General features: G+C 63.7%; 18 protein-coding genes. 4 read left to right on the plus strand and 14 right to left on the minus strand.

What is annotated here, in order from left to right; all coding sequences use genetic code 11:
* Nucleotides 1-79 precede the first annotated feature (79 nt).
* The gene (locus tag OU999_15025) at nucleotides 80-496 is read left to right on the plus strand and encodes a hemerythrin domain-containing protein (protein ID WAC23037.1); all 417 of its coding nucleotides are present in this window, start codon (nucleotides 80-82) and stop codon (nucleotides 494-496) included.
* On the opposite strand, the gene OU999_15030 is transcribed toward OU999_15025, so the two are convergent.
* The 9 genes from OU999_15030 to OU999_15070 all read right to left on the minus strand — a co-directional run bounded on the left by OU999_15030 (nucleotide 497) and on the right by OU999_15070 (nucleotide 8,677).
* The gene (locus OU999_15030; protein WAC23038.1) at nucleotides 497-1,429 is read right to left on the minus strand and encodes a phytoene/squalene synthase family protein; all 933 of its coding nucleotides are present in this window, start codon (nucleotides 1,427-1,429) and stop codon (nucleotides 497-499) included.
* Between the two features lie 24 nt (nucleotides 1,430-1,453).
* Entirely contained in the window at nucleotides 1,454-2,047 is a 594-nt protein-coding gene (locus tag OU999_15035; protein WAC23039.1) for a TIGR00730 family Rossman fold protein, read from the minus strand.
* 105 nt (nucleotides 2,048-2,152) lie between these two features.
* Nucleotides 2,153-2,527 (minus strand): GFA family protein, encoded by a 375-nt coding sequence (locus OU999_15040; GenBank protein WAC23040.1) that lies wholly within the window; start codon nucleotides 2,525-2,527, stop codon nucleotides 2,153-2,155.
* 262 nt (nucleotides 2,528-2,789) lie between these two features.
* The gene (locus OU999_15045; GenBank protein WAC23041.1) at nucleotides 2,790-4,268 is read right to left on the minus strand and encodes a phytoene desaturase; all 1,479 of its coding nucleotides are present in this window, start codon (nucleotides 4,266-4,268) and stop codon (nucleotides 2,790-2,792) included.
* Between the two features lie 108 nt (nucleotides 4,269-4,376).
* A complete protein-coding gene (locus OU999_15050; GenBank protein ID WAC23042.1) occupies nucleotides 4,377-5,174 on the minus strand; it encodes an SDR family oxidoreductase in 798 nt (265 codons plus the stop codon).
* The gene (locus OU999_15055; GenBank protein WAC23043.1) at nucleotides 5,171-5,524 is read right to left on the minus strand and encodes a putative quinol monooxygenase; all 354 of its coding nucleotides are present in this window, start codon (nucleotides 5,522-5,524) and stop codon (nucleotides 5,171-5,173) included. Before OU999_15055 ends, OU999_15050 begins: the two co-directional genes overlap by 4 nt.
* Nucleotides 5,521-5,934: a nuclear transport factor 2 family protein gene (locus tag OU999_15060; protein ID WAC23044.1), complete on the minus strand. Its 414-nt coding sequence runs from the start codon at nucleotides 5,932-5,934 to the stop codon at nucleotides 5,521-5,523. Before OU999_15060 ends, OU999_15055 begins: the two co-directional genes overlap by 4 nt.
* Nucleotides 5,931-7,316 carry an aromatic ring-hydroxylating dioxygenase subunit alpha gene (locus tag OU999_15065; protein WAC23045.1) on the minus strand — a complete coding sequence of 462 codons (1,386 nt, stop codon included), beginning with the start codon at nucleotides 7,314-7,316 and terminating at the stop codon, nucleotides 5,931-5,933. The genes OU999_15060 and OU999_15065 overlap by 4 nt, the downstream gene beginning before the upstream one ends.
* Before the next feature lie 143 nt (nucleotides 7,317-7,459).
* Complete coding sequence (locus tag OU999_15070; GenBank protein WAC23046.1) at nucleotides 7,460-8,677, minus strand: Rieske 2Fe-2S domain-containing protein; 1,218 nt, start codon at nucleotides 8,675-8,677, stop codon at nucleotides 7,460-7,462.
* Between the two features lie 100 nt (nucleotides 8,678-8,777).
* On the opposite strand from OU999_15070, the gene OU999_15075 reads away from it, so the two are divergent.
* From OU999_15075 to OU999_15085, 3 genes are all read left to right on the plus strand, one after another.
* On the plus strand, nucleotides 8,778-9,329 hold the full coding sequence (locus OU999_15075) for a VOC family protein (protein ID WAC23047.1): 552 nt from the start codon (nucleotides 8,778-8,780) through the stop codon (nucleotides 9,327-9,329).
* A 134-nt stretch (nucleotides 9,330-9,463) separates the two neighbouring features.
* On the plus strand, nucleotides 9,464-11,005 hold the full coding sequence (gene crtI, locus OU999_15080; GenBank protein WAC23048.1) for a phytoene desaturase family protein: 1,542 nt from the start codon (nucleotides 9,464-9,466) through the stop codon (nucleotides 11,003-11,005).
* A 104-nt stretch (nucleotides 11,006-11,109) separates the two neighbouring features.
* Nucleotides 11,110-11,856: a hydratase gene (locus tag OU999_15085; protein ID WAC23049.1), complete on the plus strand. Its 747-nt coding sequence runs from the start codon at nucleotides 11,110-11,112 to the stop codon at nucleotides 11,854-11,856.
* Nucleotides 11,857-11,928: 72 nt separating this feature from the next.
* On the opposite strand, the gene OU999_15090 is transcribed toward OU999_15085, so the two are convergent.
* The 5 genes from OU999_15090 to OU999_15110 form a co-directional block, all read right to left on the minus strand.
* The gene (locus OU999_15090) at nucleotides 11,929-12,492 is read right to left on the minus strand and encodes a hypothetical protein (protein WAC23050.1); all 564 of its coding nucleotides are present in this window, start codon (nucleotides 12,490-12,492) and stop codon (nucleotides 11,929-11,931) included.
* A gap of 452 nt (nucleotides 12,493-12,944) precedes the next feature.
* A complete protein-coding gene (locus OU999_15095; GenBank protein ID WAC23051.1) occupies nucleotides 12,945-13,745 on the minus strand; it encodes a TIGR03084 family metal-binding protein in 801 nt (266 codons plus the stop codon).
* Nucleotides 13,745-14,614, minus strand: a complete 870-nt coding sequence (locus OU999_15100; GenBank protein ID WAC23052.1) for an alpha/beta hydrolase — start codon at nucleotides 14,612-14,614, stop codon at nucleotides 13,745-13,747. Before OU999_15100 ends, OU999_15095 begins: the two co-directional genes overlap by 1 nt.
* 184 nt (nucleotides 14,615-14,798) lie before the next feature.
* Complete coding sequence (locus OU999_15105) at nucleotides 14,799-15,071, minus strand: hypothetical protein (GenBank protein WAC23053.1); 273 nt, start codon at nucleotides 15,069-15,071, stop codon at nucleotides 14,799-14,801.
* 255 nt (nucleotides 15,072-15,326) lie between these two features.
* Nucleotides 15,327-15,734 carry a nuclear transport factor 2 family protein gene (locus OU999_15110; protein WAC23054.1) on the minus strand — a complete coding sequence of 136 codons (408 nt, stop codon included), beginning with the start codon at nucleotides 15,732-15,734 and terminating at the stop codon, nucleotides 15,327-15,329.
* Between the last annotated feature and the right edge of the window lie 21 nt (nucleotides 15,735-15,755).

Below are 15,755 nucleotides of genomic sequence, written 5' to 3' on the forward strand. Positions count from 1 at the left end.
ACCGCATAGCCCTGAGGCTTGTGCTGATCGCTCATCGGCACGGAGGGGACGCTCGGTTATGAACTGGCGCATCGGACAAATGCAGTCTCAACACGAAGCCTGTCTGGCTATCGTCCACGATATCGAGGCGCGATCCGTCGCTATCGCCGATCGCGGCGCGGCGGTGGAAATCACGCTGATGCTGGCGCGGCTGACCGGCATATTGCGCATCCATCTCGCGCTGGAAGACGAGATTCTCTATCCGGCGCTGCGCAATGCCAGTGACCCTGTGATCGCCCAGACGGCAGAGCGTTACTGGCAGGAAATGGGCGGGCTCGCCGATGCGTTTCTAAACTTTGTCGATCGGTGGAAGCGCGCGGACAGGCTGCTGGCCGAGGCCGACTGTTTCCGATCCGAATCGGCGCTGGTGTTCGCGGCGCTGGCCGAGCGGATTGCACGCGAGCATGGCGAAATCTATCCGATGGCCGAACGGTTGCGCGCGGCGCGCGCGGCCTGATCAGCGCTGCTGATTGCGTGGGCGCGTCCACAGTCCGTCGCGGCTGACCGGATCGGGTTGGCCAAGCGCCTGTGCCAGGCTGCGTGCAACCCAGCCGATCTTCTGGCCGCGCGTGGTGATGACCCGGTGGTCCCAGGCCTGCGCTGCGCGCCTGCGCACCTCGCGGGCGATATCGCCATAAATGCCCGCTGCCGCCAGCACCGCCCAGCGCGCGCGGAACGCAAGCCGCGCCGCGCCGACCCGCGCCGAGGCTTCGTGCGCCTCTGACCGGTCCGCCAGCCGCTTTGCCAGCGGCACCAGTTGCGGGCGCAGCCACGGCTTCATGTGCTGGCCGGGCGGAATATCCATCTCGGCCAGCCATTCGACGGGCAGATAGCAGCGGCCGACCGAATCGTCCTCTGACAGGTCGCGCGCGATATTGGCGAGCTGGAAGGCCAGGCCAAGGTCGCAGGCCCGGTCGAGCGTCTCCTCGTCCTGCGGGTCCACCCCCATGACGATCGCCATCAGCAGGCCGACTGCGCCCGCGACATGATAGCAATATTGGTACAGGTCGCGCTCGGTCCGGGGGCGCCATTCATCGGCGTCGAGACCAAAGCCCTGGATCACGTCGAAGATGATGCTGCGCGGCAGGCGGCATTCGCTGGCGACCAGCGCCAGCGCGGCAAAGGCCGGATCGTCGGTCGGTGCGCCCGCCAGGGCGGCATCGGTCTGCGCACGGATATAGGCGACGCGCTCTTTTGCATCGGCGACCGCGCTCATGCCATGGCCCATGTCCTGCCCATCGGCCAGATCATCGCATTTGCGGCACCAGGCATAGAGCAGCCAGGCCCGCTCGCGGGTCAGCGGATCGAACAGCTTCGAGGCCAGCGCAAAGGATTTGGAGCCGCGCGCGATGGAATCGCGGGCATAGGAAACCAGGGCTGGCCTATCCATGCTGGCCGATCCCCCTTCGATCAATCAAAGATCATCCGTGGTCATCGAAAAGATCGACTGGTGCGGGTGATAGGCTTCCATCTTGGCGAGCAACCCGTCGAGCGTATCGTCGACGATCAGGATATTGGCATGTTGCGGGCGGATGAAGCCGATCTCGATCATGTGCTGGTTAAAGGCGATGAGCTGGTCGTAAAACCCGTTCACGTTGAGCAGCCCCACCGGCTTGGCATGATAGCCAAGCTGCGACCAGCTGATCGCCTCCCACAGCTCGTCCATGGTGCCGACGCCGCCGGGCAGAACGATGAAGCCGTCGGACAGGTCGGTGAACGCCTGCTTGCGGGCATGCATGCCCGGCACGACGTGGAGTTCGGTGCAGCCCTGGTGCGCCACTTCGGGCCGAACCAGCGCTTCGGGGATGATGCCGATCACTTCGCCGCCCTGTTCGAGCGCCGAATCTGCGGTCGCGCCCATCAATCCCAGCCGTCCGCCGCCATAGACCACGCCGATCCCGCGCCTGGCTAGGGTCGCGCCGACCATGCGGGCGGTTTCGATATAGACGGGGTCGGCAGGGGTGGCAGAGCCGCAATAGACGGCCAGACGCTTGAAGGGGGCGGGCATGATGATTCCTGATGAGGGTGTTGCAAGGTCCATCGCCGGAAATGCGGGGTGGGGCAAGTGCGTTAAATCTTCCCCGAATGGAGCTCGGAATGGATCATGGCTCGCTCACTCCTGCGGCAGACCGTCGGCTATGGCGTAATAATCGCCCTTGTGCGCTGTGAAGATGTGGACGTGCAGCTGCGTGTCGGTCGGCGCATCGAACGCGCCCATCGCCACCGCGGTCGAATCGCGGTGCGGCGGGTCCCAGAACAGGAAGCTGCCGCAGGTGCCGCAGAAACCGCGCCGCACCTTGGGGCTGGACTGGTACCAGCGCACATGCTCCTCGCCCGAAATGGCAAGGTCGCTGCGCTTGACGTCGGTCGAGGCCCAGTAATGGCCCGACTGCTTGCGGCACTGGCTGCAGTGGCACGCGTCCGGCCCTTTGAGCGGGGCGGAAACGGTGAAGCGGACTGCGCCGCACAGGCATGATCCGGTGTGCATGATGGAGGCTCCGCATCGGCACGGAAGCGCACCCAAACCCGCTCAGCCTGAGCTTGTCGAAGGCCCCGTGATATCGTCGGCCGGATATAGCCTGCGAGCCTTGTAAAAGGCAAAAGCAAACGCGGCTTAGGGCGCGGGGCCTTCGACAGGCTCAGGCTGAGCGGATGGGGTAAAGGCGACGCTCGACACCGCTTCCCCTCCACCACCGACCTGTGGTCGGCGGTCCCCCTCCCCGAGAAGAACTCGGGGAGGATTTATGAGCTTACAGCATATCCTCCAGCATCAGCGAAGCGGTCGCTTTCGCGCTGCCGACCACGCCGGGAATGCCTGCGCCCGGATGCGTGCCGGCCCCGACGAAATACATGTTGGGGATGGCATCATCGCGGTTGTGCGTGCGGAAATAGGCGCTCTGCGTCAGCAGCGGCTCAAGGCTGAAGGCGCTGCCCAGATGCGCGTTGAGATCGTTGCTGAAATCCTGCGGCGTATAGTGGAAGCTGGTGACGATCCGTTCGTGGATGTCGGGAATCAGCCGATGGCCGATCTCGTCGAGGATCCGCTTTTCGTAGATCGGGCCCATTTCCTTCCAGTCGATCGGCAGCTTGCCCTGATGCGGCACGGGCGAGAGCACATAGAAGGTGCTGTGCCCCGGAGGCGCCATGCTAGGATCGGTCACGGTCGGGTGGTGGAGGTACAGCGAGAAGTCCTTGGACAGCACGCCATGATCGTAAATGTCGTCGAGCAGGCCTTTGTAGCGCGGGCCGAACAGGATCATGTGGTGCGGAATGCCCGGCCAGTCACCCTTGATGCCGAAATGCGCGACGAACAGCGAAGGCGAGAATTTCTTGCGCTTCAGGCTCGCGGCGGCGCGCTTGCCCCGGCCCGATTTGCCGAGCAGGTCGCGATAGCTGTGCATGATGTCGGCATTGCTGGCGACCGCGTCGAAGCTCTCGCGCCAGCCGCTCTTGGTCACCACGCCGGTGACCTTGTCGCCCATGGTCTCGATCTCGGTCACCGGATCATTGAGGCGGATGGTGCCGCCTATCCGCTCGAAATGCTTCACCATCCCTGCGATCAGCTTGTTGGTGCCGCCCTTGGCGAACCACACCCCGCCGTCCTTTTCCAGCTTGTGGATCAGCGCGTAGATCGAGCTGGTCTTCATCGGATTGCCGCCGACCAGCAGCGTGTGGAAGGACAAGGCCTCACGCAGCTTCTCGTTCTTCACGAAGGACGAGACGATCGAATAGACCGAGCGCCAGGCCTGATATTTCATCAGCGCGGGCGCGGCCTTGATCATGCTGGCAAAGTCGAGAAACGCCTTGTGGCCGAGCTTGAGATAGCCCTCGTCATGCACGCCGGCGCTATATTCCAGGAACCGGTCATAGCCCGCGACATCGTCGGGATTGAGCTTCTGAATCTCGGCGCGCAGGCTGGCCTCGTCGTTCGAATAGTCGAAATTCGTGCCGTCGGGCCAGTTGAGCCGGTAAAAGGGCATCACGGGGACGAGGTCGACATCCTCGCTGATATGATGGCCGGTCAGCGCCCACAATTCCTCGAGGCACGGCGGATCGGTGATGACGGTGGGGCCGGCGTCAAAGGTGAAGCCGTCCTTCTCCCAGAAATAGGCGCGGCCACCGGGCTTGTCGCGGCTTTCGATGACGGTGGTGGCGATTCCGGCGGATTGCAGGCGGATGGCGAGCGCCAGCCCGCCGAAACCCGACCCGATAACTGCAGCTTTTTTCACGTAAGATTGGCCCCTGGTTGCGACCCGAATGCGCGGGCAGATTGTGCGGCACTATAGCGTTACGATTGCAATGTGCCAGCAGATGCACGCCTGCGCATCAAACCATGGCTATTGCGCCTGTGCTGCCATGGCCGCGCCGATCGATGCGGCAATCTCCTCGGGCCGCGGATTGCGCCGCAGCGTCAGCCCGCCATTGGCCTGGATATTCTGCCCAGTCACGAAACAGTGGTCATCGCACAGCCACAGCACCGCGTGCGCGATATCGTCTGCCGTGCCGATCCGGCCCAGCGGATATTCCTTCGCAAACGCGGCCTCGAGCCCCGGAGTCGCGACCGCTGCCGCCGCCATCGGCGTCGCGGTCAGGCCGGGCGAGACGATATTGGCACGGATGCCCAGTGGCCCGTACTGGTTGGCAAAGCAGCGGATCAGCGCCTCAGAGCCCGCCTTGGTGCCGATATAGGCGGCATGGTCGTAAATCAGGCACTGGGTCGTCGCAGAGGAAATCTGGATAACCGATCCGCCGGCGGTCATCGTGCGCAGGCACGCGTTCAGCATATGGTGGACGCCGGTAAACTGCAGCGCGACCATGGCTGCGAGATCCGCGTCGGTGACATCGGCCCATGGCTTCATCAGCCCCCAGCCGGTCGCGTTGATCGCGATATCGACCTTGCCGTGGCGCGCCGTGACACCATCGAACAGCGCATCGACATCGGCGCGGCTGGTCAGGTCGCAGGTAACCGCCTCGCCGCCGATTTCGGCTGCCAGTGCCTCGAGCGGTTCGCGCTTGCGGCCCGAGACGATCACGGTCGCGCCAGCGGCGGCGAGCGCGCGCGCGATCACCTGGCCCATATTATGATCACCCGCCGCGCCGATGACGATCGCGGTCTTGGCGCTGAAGTCGGTCATGCTGCAGCTCCGCTCAAGAAGCGCGCGGTGGCGACGCCATCGGGGCCATAGACCGGCTCCTTCAGGTCGAACCGGTATTTGCGCGTATCGGCGTTGAGGATGGTGAACTGGCTGAGATGGCCCAGCATGCCCTGATAGGCCGGGCCTTCAAGATGCACCTGCAGCTCGTCAGCGCTGTCCCATTCCTCGAACACATGCACCCGGCCCGGATCGTGCGGATCGGCGGTCCAGGCATAGTGGCGGCATCCAGGCTCGGCCAATGCCATGTCGATCAGCGGTTTGGCGCCGGCGAGCGCGGCGTCGCGGTTCTCGGGCGGAAAATCGACTTCACCTGCGATGACGATACTCATTGGGCCTGGGTCTCCTTGAGGATGCTGAAATGCCGTTCGGCAAAGCGCCAGCCGTCGGCGGTGCGGGTGTAGACATCGTGATACTGGCCGATCGGGCGGCTGACCGATCCGTCGGCGAGTTCGAGATATTCGTGCGTGTAGATCCGGCCCGTCGCCCGATCGCCATCGATGCTGATGCTGCCGACCTGCGCAAAGAACGCGACGAACGGAAAGCCCGCCATCGCCTGGTTCCACAGCCCGACGATCGCGGCGCGCCCGCGCACCTCGGTGCCCATCAGGTTCCACAACGCATCCTCGGCCCAGGTCGCACCCCAGTCGGTTGCATCGCGGCGGAACACGGCATCCGAATAGCTGTCGATCAGCGCGCGGATCGCGACCTGGTCTTCGGCTGCCCCCCCAAAGCCGCTCACGGCAACTGGCCCGCCAGATACTTGTCCATCGTCTGGTGGAACTGCCGGATCCGCCCTTCCTGATAACGACCCAGCTCGACCCTGTTGTTGGCCGACGCGATCAGCCCTTCTTGGACATAGGGCAGGTTTTCCATGTCCTGATCGAACACCTCGCCCAGCGCACCCCATTCGGTGACCGTGGCCCAGGGCTCTTCCGGCGTGAGGAATCGCATTTCGGCCGCTTCGGGCATCGCGCCGTCCTTGGGCTTGCGGCCGAGCAGGCGCACCTCCATCAGCGTCGCATTCTGGTCGGGCCAGGGCCGCCAGCGATAGACGATATTGGGTACGAACCCGCCCCAGGGCGAAAGGTTGGGGAAGATGTTGTAGGTGAAGGCGTCCAACATCTCGCTGTCCGATATCCCTTCGCTGTCATAGCCCAGCGCGTCGAGGAAATTGGCGCGGTTGATCTCTGCCATCGCCTTGCGCGCGGTCTCGCCTTCATCGAGCTTGCGCCCTTCGAGCGAGGCCGAGCGGCCCGAGGTGCGGCTGAACGCGGCGATGATATCGTCTTCGCTGAGGTTGTCCGCCGCCAGATGCGGGCTGGGCAGGCCGAACGGCGTCAGCGCCAGGTTCGCATGGTCGCCCCACATCGAATAGCGGGTGTTCGCGTCGCCGGTATAGGGCAGGATTTGCGGGTGCGTGACGATCGAGTGCCACGCTTCCATGAACGCCTCGGACACCGCCTTCCAGTTGGCGTTGATGACCTTGCCGACCCACAGGGCGGTATAGCATTCGTCGAGCCGCCAGCGGCCGAACCGGTCGTACACTTCGGCGCTCATATAGTCGCGCAAGCTGACCTGCGTGGTGCTTTCGGTAACGAAGATGAAGCCCTGCCAGCGCTCGACGCGCAGCTCGGGCAGGCTCATGTCGCGCTCTTTCAGATGCTGGAAATCCCATTCGCACGGGATGTGCTTCAGGCCGCCATCGGTCTTCCAGGCAAAGCCGTGGAACGGGCAGGTGAAATCGTCCGCCGATCCGCTTTCGGTGCGCAGCTTGCGGCCGCGATGGAGGCAGACATTGTGAAAGGCTTTCACCGACCCGTCATCCTGCCGGACGATGAGGTAGGAGCGTCCGACATTGTTGTAGACGACATAATCGCCGGCTTGCAGCAGCTCGTCCTCGCGCGCGGCCATCTGCCACACATTGGGCCACATCAGCTTCTTTTCGGCCTCGAAGAAGGCGGCGCTGGTATAGCGCTCTGCGGTGACCGGTTCCGTGCCCAGATCGCGCCAGCTGTCGCCGCGCACCTCGGGCGGCACCTCGCGGCTGTCGAGGTCGAGAATCTCGTCGACCGTGATCGCGGGGCAGCGGTCGGCAGGGTAGGTCCGGCTCGCATCTTCCATGGCTTGGCTCTCCTAAACTCGTTCTTGTGTATTCTTGCCCCTCACCAGTTCGTCCCGAGCGAAGTCGAGGGATGTATGCGCCACCGCTTTCGATCACGTCCCTCGACACGCTCGGGACAAACGGAGCTGGGTTCGGGGATCTGTTACAAGGGCATGCCGATCGCCTCGGCAATGTGCTGATGCACCGCTTGCGGTGCGCTTTCGTTGGCGCCCAGCACCACGCGGAAATCCGCCGGCGCGGTCTTGAGGTTGGCATAGCCATAGCTGGCGACGCGATAATCCTCGGTCTGCACGACTTGCGCCGTGGCGTCGTACGCCATCTCGCACACCCCGCGATAATCCTCGTCGAGGATCCCGAAAGGCGCATAGACCGCGAACTGGCAGCGCGTCTTGCCGACCCCATCGGGGAACAGCCTGAACACCTGGGTGAAATAGACCCCCGGCGTGACCGCGCCGAAGAACACCACCGTGTTGGGGAACAGGTAATGCACCCCGCCATATTCGGTATCGGGCCATTCGGCTTCGTCCTTGCCGACCAGATCGCCGATGGTCTTGTCGGGAAAGCTGATCCGGTGATGGCGGCCGAAGCGTTCGAGCACCGAGATATCGTTGTAATGCGTCTGGCCGATGGTCGAGCTGTGCAATGCTGCGAAATGATAGCCCTCGCCATAGGTGTCGAGCGCGAACTTCCAGTTCGAGTCCGCCGTCAATATGCCCTTTTTCACCGGCACCGCGCGGGTGAGCTCGATCAGCGCCAGCTGATCGGCGAAATCGCCCAGATGCGCCGCCGCGTCGATCGGCTCGCCCTCGGACGCGCGCACGAAGATCAGGCCAAGATATTCGCTGCACGGCAGCTCGAGAAGGTCGCGCGCGCCGATGGCGCAATCTGCAAAGCCCGCCTTGCCCGGCTGGCCGATCAGCTTGCCCAGATTGTCGAAGGTCCAGGCGTGGAAGGGGCAGGCGATGCGGCTGGCCTTGCCGGCAAAGGGCTCGGCCTGCTCGACCAGCTTGGCGCCCCGATGCGTGCACAGGTTGCGGAACGCGCGCACGACGCCATCCTTGCCGCGGATCACCAGGATCGAGGGGCCTGCCGCATCGAACACCAGATAATCGCCGGGTTCGGGAATATCGCCGGTCAGCCCCGCCACCAGCGGCTGCGACAGGAAGAGATGCTCACGCTCGGCTTCGAACCGCGCCTCGCCGGTATAGACCGATTTGTGCAGCGGGAGGGGCGAATCGGCCATGTCGGTGGTCTTGTTCGCCACATTGGCGACGATTTTGCGCCGGATCTCCTGCGCGCGCAGCTTGCGCGAGGCCGCCCAGTCCGGGGACAGGCTGTCGGATGGATCGCGATCGGCCATGTGCGGGCCTCCCAATTTGGACAATGGCAATTGGCGGCACCATGCCAGAAGAGACAAGGGCAATGACACTATTGGTTTAGTGAGGGGAAAGGACCGGATCATGCCCAGCCATGCCATCGCCGCCATCGGCAAGCCCATGCAGATCGCTTTCGTGCCCGACGATTTCGATGCCGCGCTCAGGCACTGGACCCGGAATATGGGGGTGGGGCCGTTCTTCGTGATGGAACGCATCCGGCTGGAGGATGCGCGGTTCATGGGCGCGCCATCGGATTGCACCTTCACCATCGCGCTGGCGCAATGGGGCGATGTGCAGATCGAACTGATCCGGCAGGACAATGACGCGCCGTCCATCTATCGCGGCGATTACCGGCCAGAGGGCGGCGCGATGCACCATATCTGCGTTCTGACCGATGATATCCCGGCGGCGCGTGCCGCGATCGAGGCAGCGGGCGGCCTTGTGCTGGTCGAGGGCAAGGTGGGGGCTGACGGCGCGGTGCTCTATGCCGATTGCGGCCCTGCCGAAACGCGGCCCAATGCAGGCGCGATCGTCGAGGTGCTGCAACCCGCGAGCGGCAGCGAAGGCTTGTTCGCGATGATCTCCGACGCTGCGAAGGGTTGGGACGGATCGGACCCGGTTCGGGTTCTGGGGTAACCGAAGTCCTTTGCCTGCGCGCTCATGAGGCTCTGACGCCGCGCTGTCCAAATTATCCGACAAACATCTGTCAAACTTTATGGACAGGTGCTAGCATCGCAGAATGACCCGTTTCTTTCCCGACTGGCTGACCGATGCGGCATGAACCGATCATCGTCGTGGGAGCAGGCGTCGGCGGGCTGAGCGCTGCGGCCTTGCTGGCGGCGGCAGGCGAGCCGGTGCTGGTGGTCGAACGCCAGCCGACGCCGGGGGGCAAGCTGCGCGAAGTGATGGCCGCAGGACGGCCAGTCGATGGCGGGCCGACGGTGTTCACCATGCGCTGGGTGTTCGAGCGGCTGTTTGCCGATTGCGGCGGGGACATCGACTCGGCGATCCCGCTGACCCCGGCGAGCCTGATCGCGCGCCATGCCTGGGGCCCTGGCACCCCGTTCGACCTGTTTGCCGATGTGAACGAGAGCGAAGCGGCGATCGGCGATTATTTCGGCGCGCGCGATGCCGCAGGTTTCCGCACCTTCTGCACCGAAGCCGCGCGCATCTTCAACGTGCTGCGCAAACCCTATCTAGAGGCCTCAGCGCCCACGCCGCTGTCGCTGGTGACGCGCATCGGCCTCAGGCGTCTGCCAGAGACGATGGCGATCCGCCCCTATCAGGCGATGTGGAAGGCGCTGGGCCGCCATTTCCACGATCCCCGACTGCAGCAGCTGTTCGGGCGCTATGCCACCTATTGCGGGTCATCGCCGTTCGTCGCGCCCGCAACGCTGATGCTGATCGCGCATGTCGAACAGGATGGCGTGTGGCTGGCCGATAACGGCATGCATTCGATCGCGACGGCCATCGCGGACCTTGCGCGCAGCAATGGCGCGCAGTTCCGCTATGATGCGCCGATTGCCGAGATAGTCACCGAACATGGCCGCGCCGCCGGCGTGCGGCTTCAATCCGGCGAGGTCATCCGCGGCCGGGCGGTGGTGTTCAACGGCGATCCCGCCGCGCTCAACATCGGGCGGCTGGGCGATGCGGTGCGCAAGGCGGTGCCCCCGGTGCCGCCCAAGCAGCGCTCCTTGTCGAGCATGACCTGGCTGATGAATGCGAAGACCAGCGGCTTTCCCCTGGTCCGGCATAGCGTGTTCTTTTCGAACGATTATCGCGCGGAGTTCGACGCGATCTTCGGGCGCGGCGCGGTGCCCGAAGCGCCGACCATCTATATCTGCGCGCAGGACCGCGACGACCATTCGGCGCGTGCACCGCCGGGGCCGGAGCGGCTGCAGCTGATCGTGAATGCGCCAGCCAATGGCGATACCTACCAGAGTTCACAGGCGGAGATCGACCGATGCGAGAGGCAAGTTTTCGGCTTCCTGGAGGCCTGTGGCCTGACGATCGACCATTCGCCGGACAATTCGCAGCTGGTGACCCCGTCGGATTACGAGCAACTGTTCCCGGCGACGGGCGGCGCCCTGTACGGCCGGGCGACCCATGGCTGGAAGGCGGCTTTCCAGCGGCCCGGGGCGGCGAGCCGCTTGCCGGGGCTCTATCTGGCCGGGGGTGGCATTCACCCCGGCGCCGGGATCCCGATGGCGAGCCTCTCCGGCCGCTTGGCGGCAGAGCGGCTGCTTGCGGACCTGCCTTTGATGCGGTCGTCCCGCCGGGCGGCTATGCCTGGTGGTATATCGACGCGCTGAGCGACGACGGACGCCACGGCCTCACCATCATCGCCTTTATCGGCAGCGTCTTCTCGCCATATTATCACTGGTCCGGGCGCGGCAATCCGGACAATCACATCGCGATGAACGTCGCGCTGTACGGCCCGCGCGGCGGCTGGTGCATGACCGAGCGGGGCAGCAAGCATCTTTCGCGCGATCACGACCATCTCGTCATCGGCCCCAGCGCGATGCACTGGGACGGCACCAGCCTGCGCATCGACCTGGAAGAGATCACCGCGCCGATTCCGCGCCGGGTGCGCGGCACGATCCGTGTCTATCCGCACATGATGCCGCAGACCCAATGGCCGCTCGACCTGGCGGGGAACCATGCCTGGCGACCCATCGCCCCGCGCGCGGCGGTCGAGGTCAATATGGCGAGCCCTTCGCTCAGCTGGCGCGGCGAGGGCTATATCGACAGCAATGCCGGGATCGAGCCCCTGGAACGCGGCTTTTCCGACTGGCACTGGTCGCGCGCGCATCTGGGCCGCGATTCGGTGGTGCTTTATGAAGGCCAGCGCCGCGATGCCAGCCGCTTCGCCATGGGCCTGCGCTTTGCCGAGGACGGCGCGATCAGGGAAGTTGAGCTGCCCCCCGAACGCGTGCTGCCCAAGACTTTGTGGCGCATGCCGCGCATCACCCGCGCCGATGCCGGAGCTCCGGTCGAGATCCGCCGCACCTGGGAGGACACGCCCTTCTATTCACGCACCGCGCTGAAGACGCGGCTGTTCGGCGAGAGCGCCGAGGCGGTGCACGAGAGCCTGTCGCTCGACCGGCTGGAAAAGGGGATCGTGAAGCTGATGCTGCCGTTCCGGATGCCAAGGCGGGGGTGATTACATCGTCCAAACCTATTAGGCGAATGGACAGCGTCAACCGGTGCAGCAAATAGCTTGGACGGAAGATCACTATTCTATGGCTGAAAGCAGCTCCAGGGAGATCATGCGGTCAACGATGATTTCGGACTGATATAGGCCAAAATGACCGTAACCGCCGGGATATTTGGTCTTTCTGCCGACAAATGAAACCAGATAGCGGTTGCCGATCTCTCCACCGATTGCACCGCTCAGCCATATTCTGTCGTTGGGGATCGGGCATTCAGTTTGTTCTGCCTCGGCAGGGCAGAAAACCGTGTGTTCATACTGACTGACCCATTCACCGCGCCAGACTTTGGCAGGTTCCATATGGACGCACTGATCGGTGGGAAGCTGTTCGTTCACCTCATACCCATCGATTGTCTTTTTCCGCTTGCAAGGCTCGTCATATCCTTGAGTCGCTGTTCGTGCCAGAGCACGCTGCCGATCGATGTGATGGATAAAAGCCATATATGGTATGTCACCGAACGGTCTGATATCGAAAACAAGATACGTTTCAGTCGCCTTCATTCGTCTAGAACTGGGACCATCGTTTCTTTGCACCAGCAAAAGTCCGGCGATAACCAATAGCGCAAGAAGGAAACCGAGATTTCTCATGGGTCGAGGTTATGCGAGAACCCGAACAAGAGCAATATTTGCACTTCTCAGGTATTTGCGAATTCTTGGTCCTACCCGCACCATTCCCGCTCAGCCTGAGCTTTTCGAAGGCCCCGCTATATGGCCAGCGTGGGCGCGGGTCCGTCAACTTCGTGGACTTCTCGTGAACCTGATTTTGCACGCGAAGGCGCGAAGGGGCGGGCGTGTTCATGGAGAGGCTGCGCGATGCGCGTTCCCCTCCCTGCAAGGGAGGGGTTGGTGGTGGGTGCGCGGTCGCGCGCAGGGGGCCGGAGCTTATCGCCCTCTCCCCTGCAGGGGGGAGAGTTGGGAGGGGGGCTTGCGCTGCCCTTGCTGAACAAATCCGCCCATCGCTGACCCCTCTCAACTTCGGCTAGGCAGCAGAGCTGCCAATCCTTCGTTTCTCTCCCCTAAAGGGGAGAGAGCGGGGGGCTTTATGCTTCGGCCTTCCGCCGCACCCCGGGCGCAGGTGGGTCGACCGGAGCGCCGGCGAAGCATTGCGCGATGGCCATCCACGCCGTCGCGTTCACCCCCGTCACCTTGAGCGCCGTGTCCGCGATGTTGCGCGTCTGCGTCACCACCTGGCAGAACTCCGCCGCATCGCCCTCGATCAGCTCGCCGTCCGCCGGTTCGCCGAAGACCCATAATTCGCCCGAAGGCGCGGTGAGGCGGAGTTGCGGCACGGGCTGGGGCGGCTCCATCCGGCGGTTCTTGAAAGTCCAGCCATAGGTGTTGAGACCAAGAACGCAGATATTCTTGAGCGCATCGCCGTTCTCGCGATCCACCCCCAGCACGTCGAAGATCGCCTGGGCATGCGCCCAGCTTTCCATCAGCCGCGCGGTGATCGAGGAGCGCGCGCTCATGCTCGGCCCGGCCCAGGGCACGCGCTGCGCGGGGTCGGCTTCGGCGAAATCGGCGGCGACCGCGCGATAGGTCTCGGCCCATGCCGCAACCAGCGCCTGTCCGGTCAGCCCGTCGAGCCAGACGCGCTCGAAGCTGTTCAGGTCCCCGCCCTTGGCGATGATGCCGCCGACCTGACGCATGAAATTCTTGAACGCGTCCTCGTCCTTGAGCGACAGCTGCGCGGCCTGGTTCCAGACGTGCAGATGGCCGATGACGTCGCTGATCGTCCAGCCCTTGAACGCGGTGGGCATCGCCAGTGTCGCTTCATCGAGCGGCGCGACTATGCCTAGGATGCGGTCGCACTCAGTGAGAAAATCGCTCGCCTGCTGCATCACAAAAAGCCCTTCAGCTCGGCCATGAACCGGTCGAACTGGTCATGGTGCAGCCAGTGGCCGGCGTCGGCGAACTTGGCGAGCCGCGCGTTCTGGAACAGCTCCATCCGGCCATCGGCCTCTGGATCGGATGCCCAGCTTTTCTCGCCCCAGCACAGCAGCGTGGGGCAGGTGATCCGCTGCCAGAGCTGATGCATGTGCTCAGGGGGAATGTCGAGGATCGGCCAGATGCGGATATGCGGGTCAAACTTCCAGCTATAGGTGCCGTTCTCGTTGCGGATCACCGCGTGCTCGCACAGGTGCCGCGCCTGCCCGGCGGTGAGATAGCTGTTTTCGGCATGCATCCGCGACAAAGCCTCTTCGAAGCTGTCATATTCACGGTGCTTGCGCGTCGCCTTGGCGCGCTTGTCGGCATACCATTTGCGCCAATGCTCGTGCACCGGGGTGGCGTTGCGCTCCTCGATCATCTTCGGAGACGGGCCCAGTCCCTCGATCGCGACGATCTTGCGCACCTTTTCCGGATACAGCCCGGCATAGCGCAGCGCGGTATTGCCGCCGAGCGAGTGCGAGACGATGGTCACCTGATCATAGCCGAACTGCTCGACCAGCTGCGACAGGTCGTAGACGAAGTTCATGATCGGATAGTTGCCGTCGGCGGTCCATTGCGAATCGCCATGACCGCGCAGGTCGGGCGCGATGACGTGCCAGTCGGCCTGCAGCTCGCTCGCCACCCAGTCCCATGACCGGCAATGGTCCTCGCCGCCGTGCACCAGGATCAGCGGCGGGGCATCTTCATTGCCCCAATCGGCATAATGCAGCCGCAGCCGCTGCGAGAAATAGGTTTGCGAAGACGGTCCGGTGGGTTTCATGCCAAAACCTTAAGCGGCTTTGCAGCCAAAAGAAAAGTGGCTTTGGCAGGCATGGGCGCACGGGTCCGGTGCGACGCTACGGCAGGCTTGGCCCAACCCGCACGAACCGCAGGGCATGCACGAAAAAGGCCGGAGAAGCGGTGCGCTTCCCCGGCCTTTTCGGGTGTCATGGATTGGAGAGAGATCAATCCAGACGGGCAAGTTCCTTCTTCGACAGCGAGGTCGAAACCTTGCCGTCGCCAGCGGTCAGGGTCGAAGCGCCGATACGCACGACCTTGCCCTTGTAGATGACCAGAGCCGAGCCGTCTTCCAGAACGCGGGTCACCTTGCCGACGCGCTTGCCTTCGGCGTCGTAGATGGTCTGGTTCTTGGAGATCAGGGCATCGTCCTGCGCAAAGGCGGGAGCGGTGGTGGCGGCCAGGAGAACGGCGCCGAGCAGTGCGGAACGAAGGTTCATGGGAGCATTCCTTTCAATCGCGGGGGAACGGACTGGCCCTTATCCGGGCGTGTATTCTTACGCCGTCCATTTAAGTGCGCGGTTGATAGGTTTCAATACGAAATGCTGCATTTGCGAATGATATTTTTGCAGATGTAGTTGCATAAAACTCAACCCGATTGTGGCGATTGAAATTACGCGATTTTCTGGGGAGTCACGCATGCTGCGACGCAACAAAGTTGCGCATTTCGGCATTAGGTAGGCTGACAAATCCGCTCAGCGGTCCAGCGCGCCTACCATGGCGGGGTCAAAATAAAAGGGCCGGATCTCGGCGACCTGCCCGTTTTCGATTCGAAAGCACTCGGCCAGCGGCATCGCCACGCTTCTGCCGGTGGCCCTGGACGTCAGGTGAAAGGTGACCAGGCTGACGACATGCCCGTCGCCCGCGGTCATGGCATGGAAATCGATCCTCGGCTCGTGCCAGTGCGCCATGACCTGCCCGTGCAGCCGCCGCAGCGCATCGCGCCCGCGATATTCTCCGGCATAAGGCAGGCCATCGGCCTCGAAGATCACCAGATCGGGCGACAGATACGCCTCGCAGGCCGCCCATTCGCCAGCACCTGCATGCGCATAGACCGCCTGGACGATGGCCTTGAGCTCAGCTTCGTGGGGGACAGATGCCATCGCTCTTTCTCCACTTGCCCC

The sequence above is a fragment of the Blastomonas sp. SL216 genome, assembly GCA_026625625.1.
In the GTDB taxonomy this organism is placed as follows: domain Bacteria; phylum Pseudomonadota; class Alphaproteobacteria; order Sphingomonadales; family Sphingomonadaceae; genus Blastomonas.

Excerpts from the sequence above, each read along its gene's own strand:
- OU999_15025 (WAC23037.1), top strand. The coding sequence starts at position 80 with ATGCAGTCTCAACACGAAGCCTGTCTGGCTATCGTCCACGATATCGAG.
- OU999_15030 (WAC23038.1), bottom strand. The coding sequence starts at position 1,429 with ATGGATAGGCCAGCCCTGGTTTCCTATGCCCGCGATTCCATCGCGCGC.
- OU999_15035 (WAC23039.1), bottom strand. The coding sequence starts at position 2,047 with ATGCCCGCCCCCTTCAAGCGTCTGGCCGTCTATTGCGGCTCTGCCACC.
- OU999_15040 (WAC23040.1), bottom strand. The coding sequence starts at position 2,527 with ATGCACACCGGATCATGCCTGTGCGGCGCAGTCCGCTTCACCGTTTCC.
- OU999_15050 (WAC23042.1), bottom strand. The coding sequence starts at position 5,174 with ATGACCGACTTCAGCGCCAAGACCGCGATCGTCATCGGCGCGGCGGGT.
- OU999_15055 (WAC23043.1), bottom strand. The coding sequence starts at position 5,524 with ATGAGTATCGTCATCGCAGGTGAAGTCGATTTTCCGCCCGAGAACCGC.
- OU999_15065 (WAC23045.1), bottom strand. The coding sequence starts at position 7,316 with ATGGAAGATGCGAGCCGGACCTACCCTGCCGACCGCTGCCCCGCGATC.
- OU999_15070 (WAC23046.1), bottom strand. The coding sequence starts at position 8,677 with ATGGCCGATCGCGATCCATCCGACAGCCTGTCCCCGGACTGGGCGGCC.
- OU999_15075 (WAC23047.1), top strand. The coding sequence starts at position 8,778 with ATGCCCAGCCATGCCATCGCCGCCATCGGCAAGCCCATGCAGATCGCT.
- crtI (WAC23048.1), top strand. The coding sequence starts at position 9,464 with ATGCGGCATGAACCGATCATCGTCGTGGGAGCAGGCGTCGGCGGGCTG.
- OU999_15085 (WAC23049.1), top strand. The coding sequence starts at position 11,110 with ATGAACGTCGCGCTGTACGGCCCGCGCGGCGGCTGGTGCATGACCGAG.
- OU999_15090 (WAC23050.1), bottom strand. The coding sequence starts at position 12,492 with ATGAGAAATCTCGGTTTCCTTCTTGCGCTATTGGTTATCGCCGGACTT.
- OU999_15095 (WAC23051.1), bottom strand. The coding sequence starts at position 13,745 with ATGCAGCAGGCGAGCGATTTTCTCACTGAGTGCGACCGCATCCTAGGC.
- OU999_15100 (WAC23052.1), bottom strand. The coding sequence starts at position 14,614 with ATGAAACCCACCGGACCGTCTTCGCAAACCTATTTCTCGCAGCGGCTG.
- OU999_15105 (WAC23053.1), bottom strand. The coding sequence starts at position 15,071 with ATGAACCTTCGTTCCGCACTGCTCGGCGCCGTTCTCCTGGCCGCCACC.
- OU999_15110 (WAC23054.1), bottom strand. The coding sequence starts at position 15,734 with ATGGCATCTGTCCCCCACGAAGCTGAGCTCAAGGCCATCGTCCAGGCG.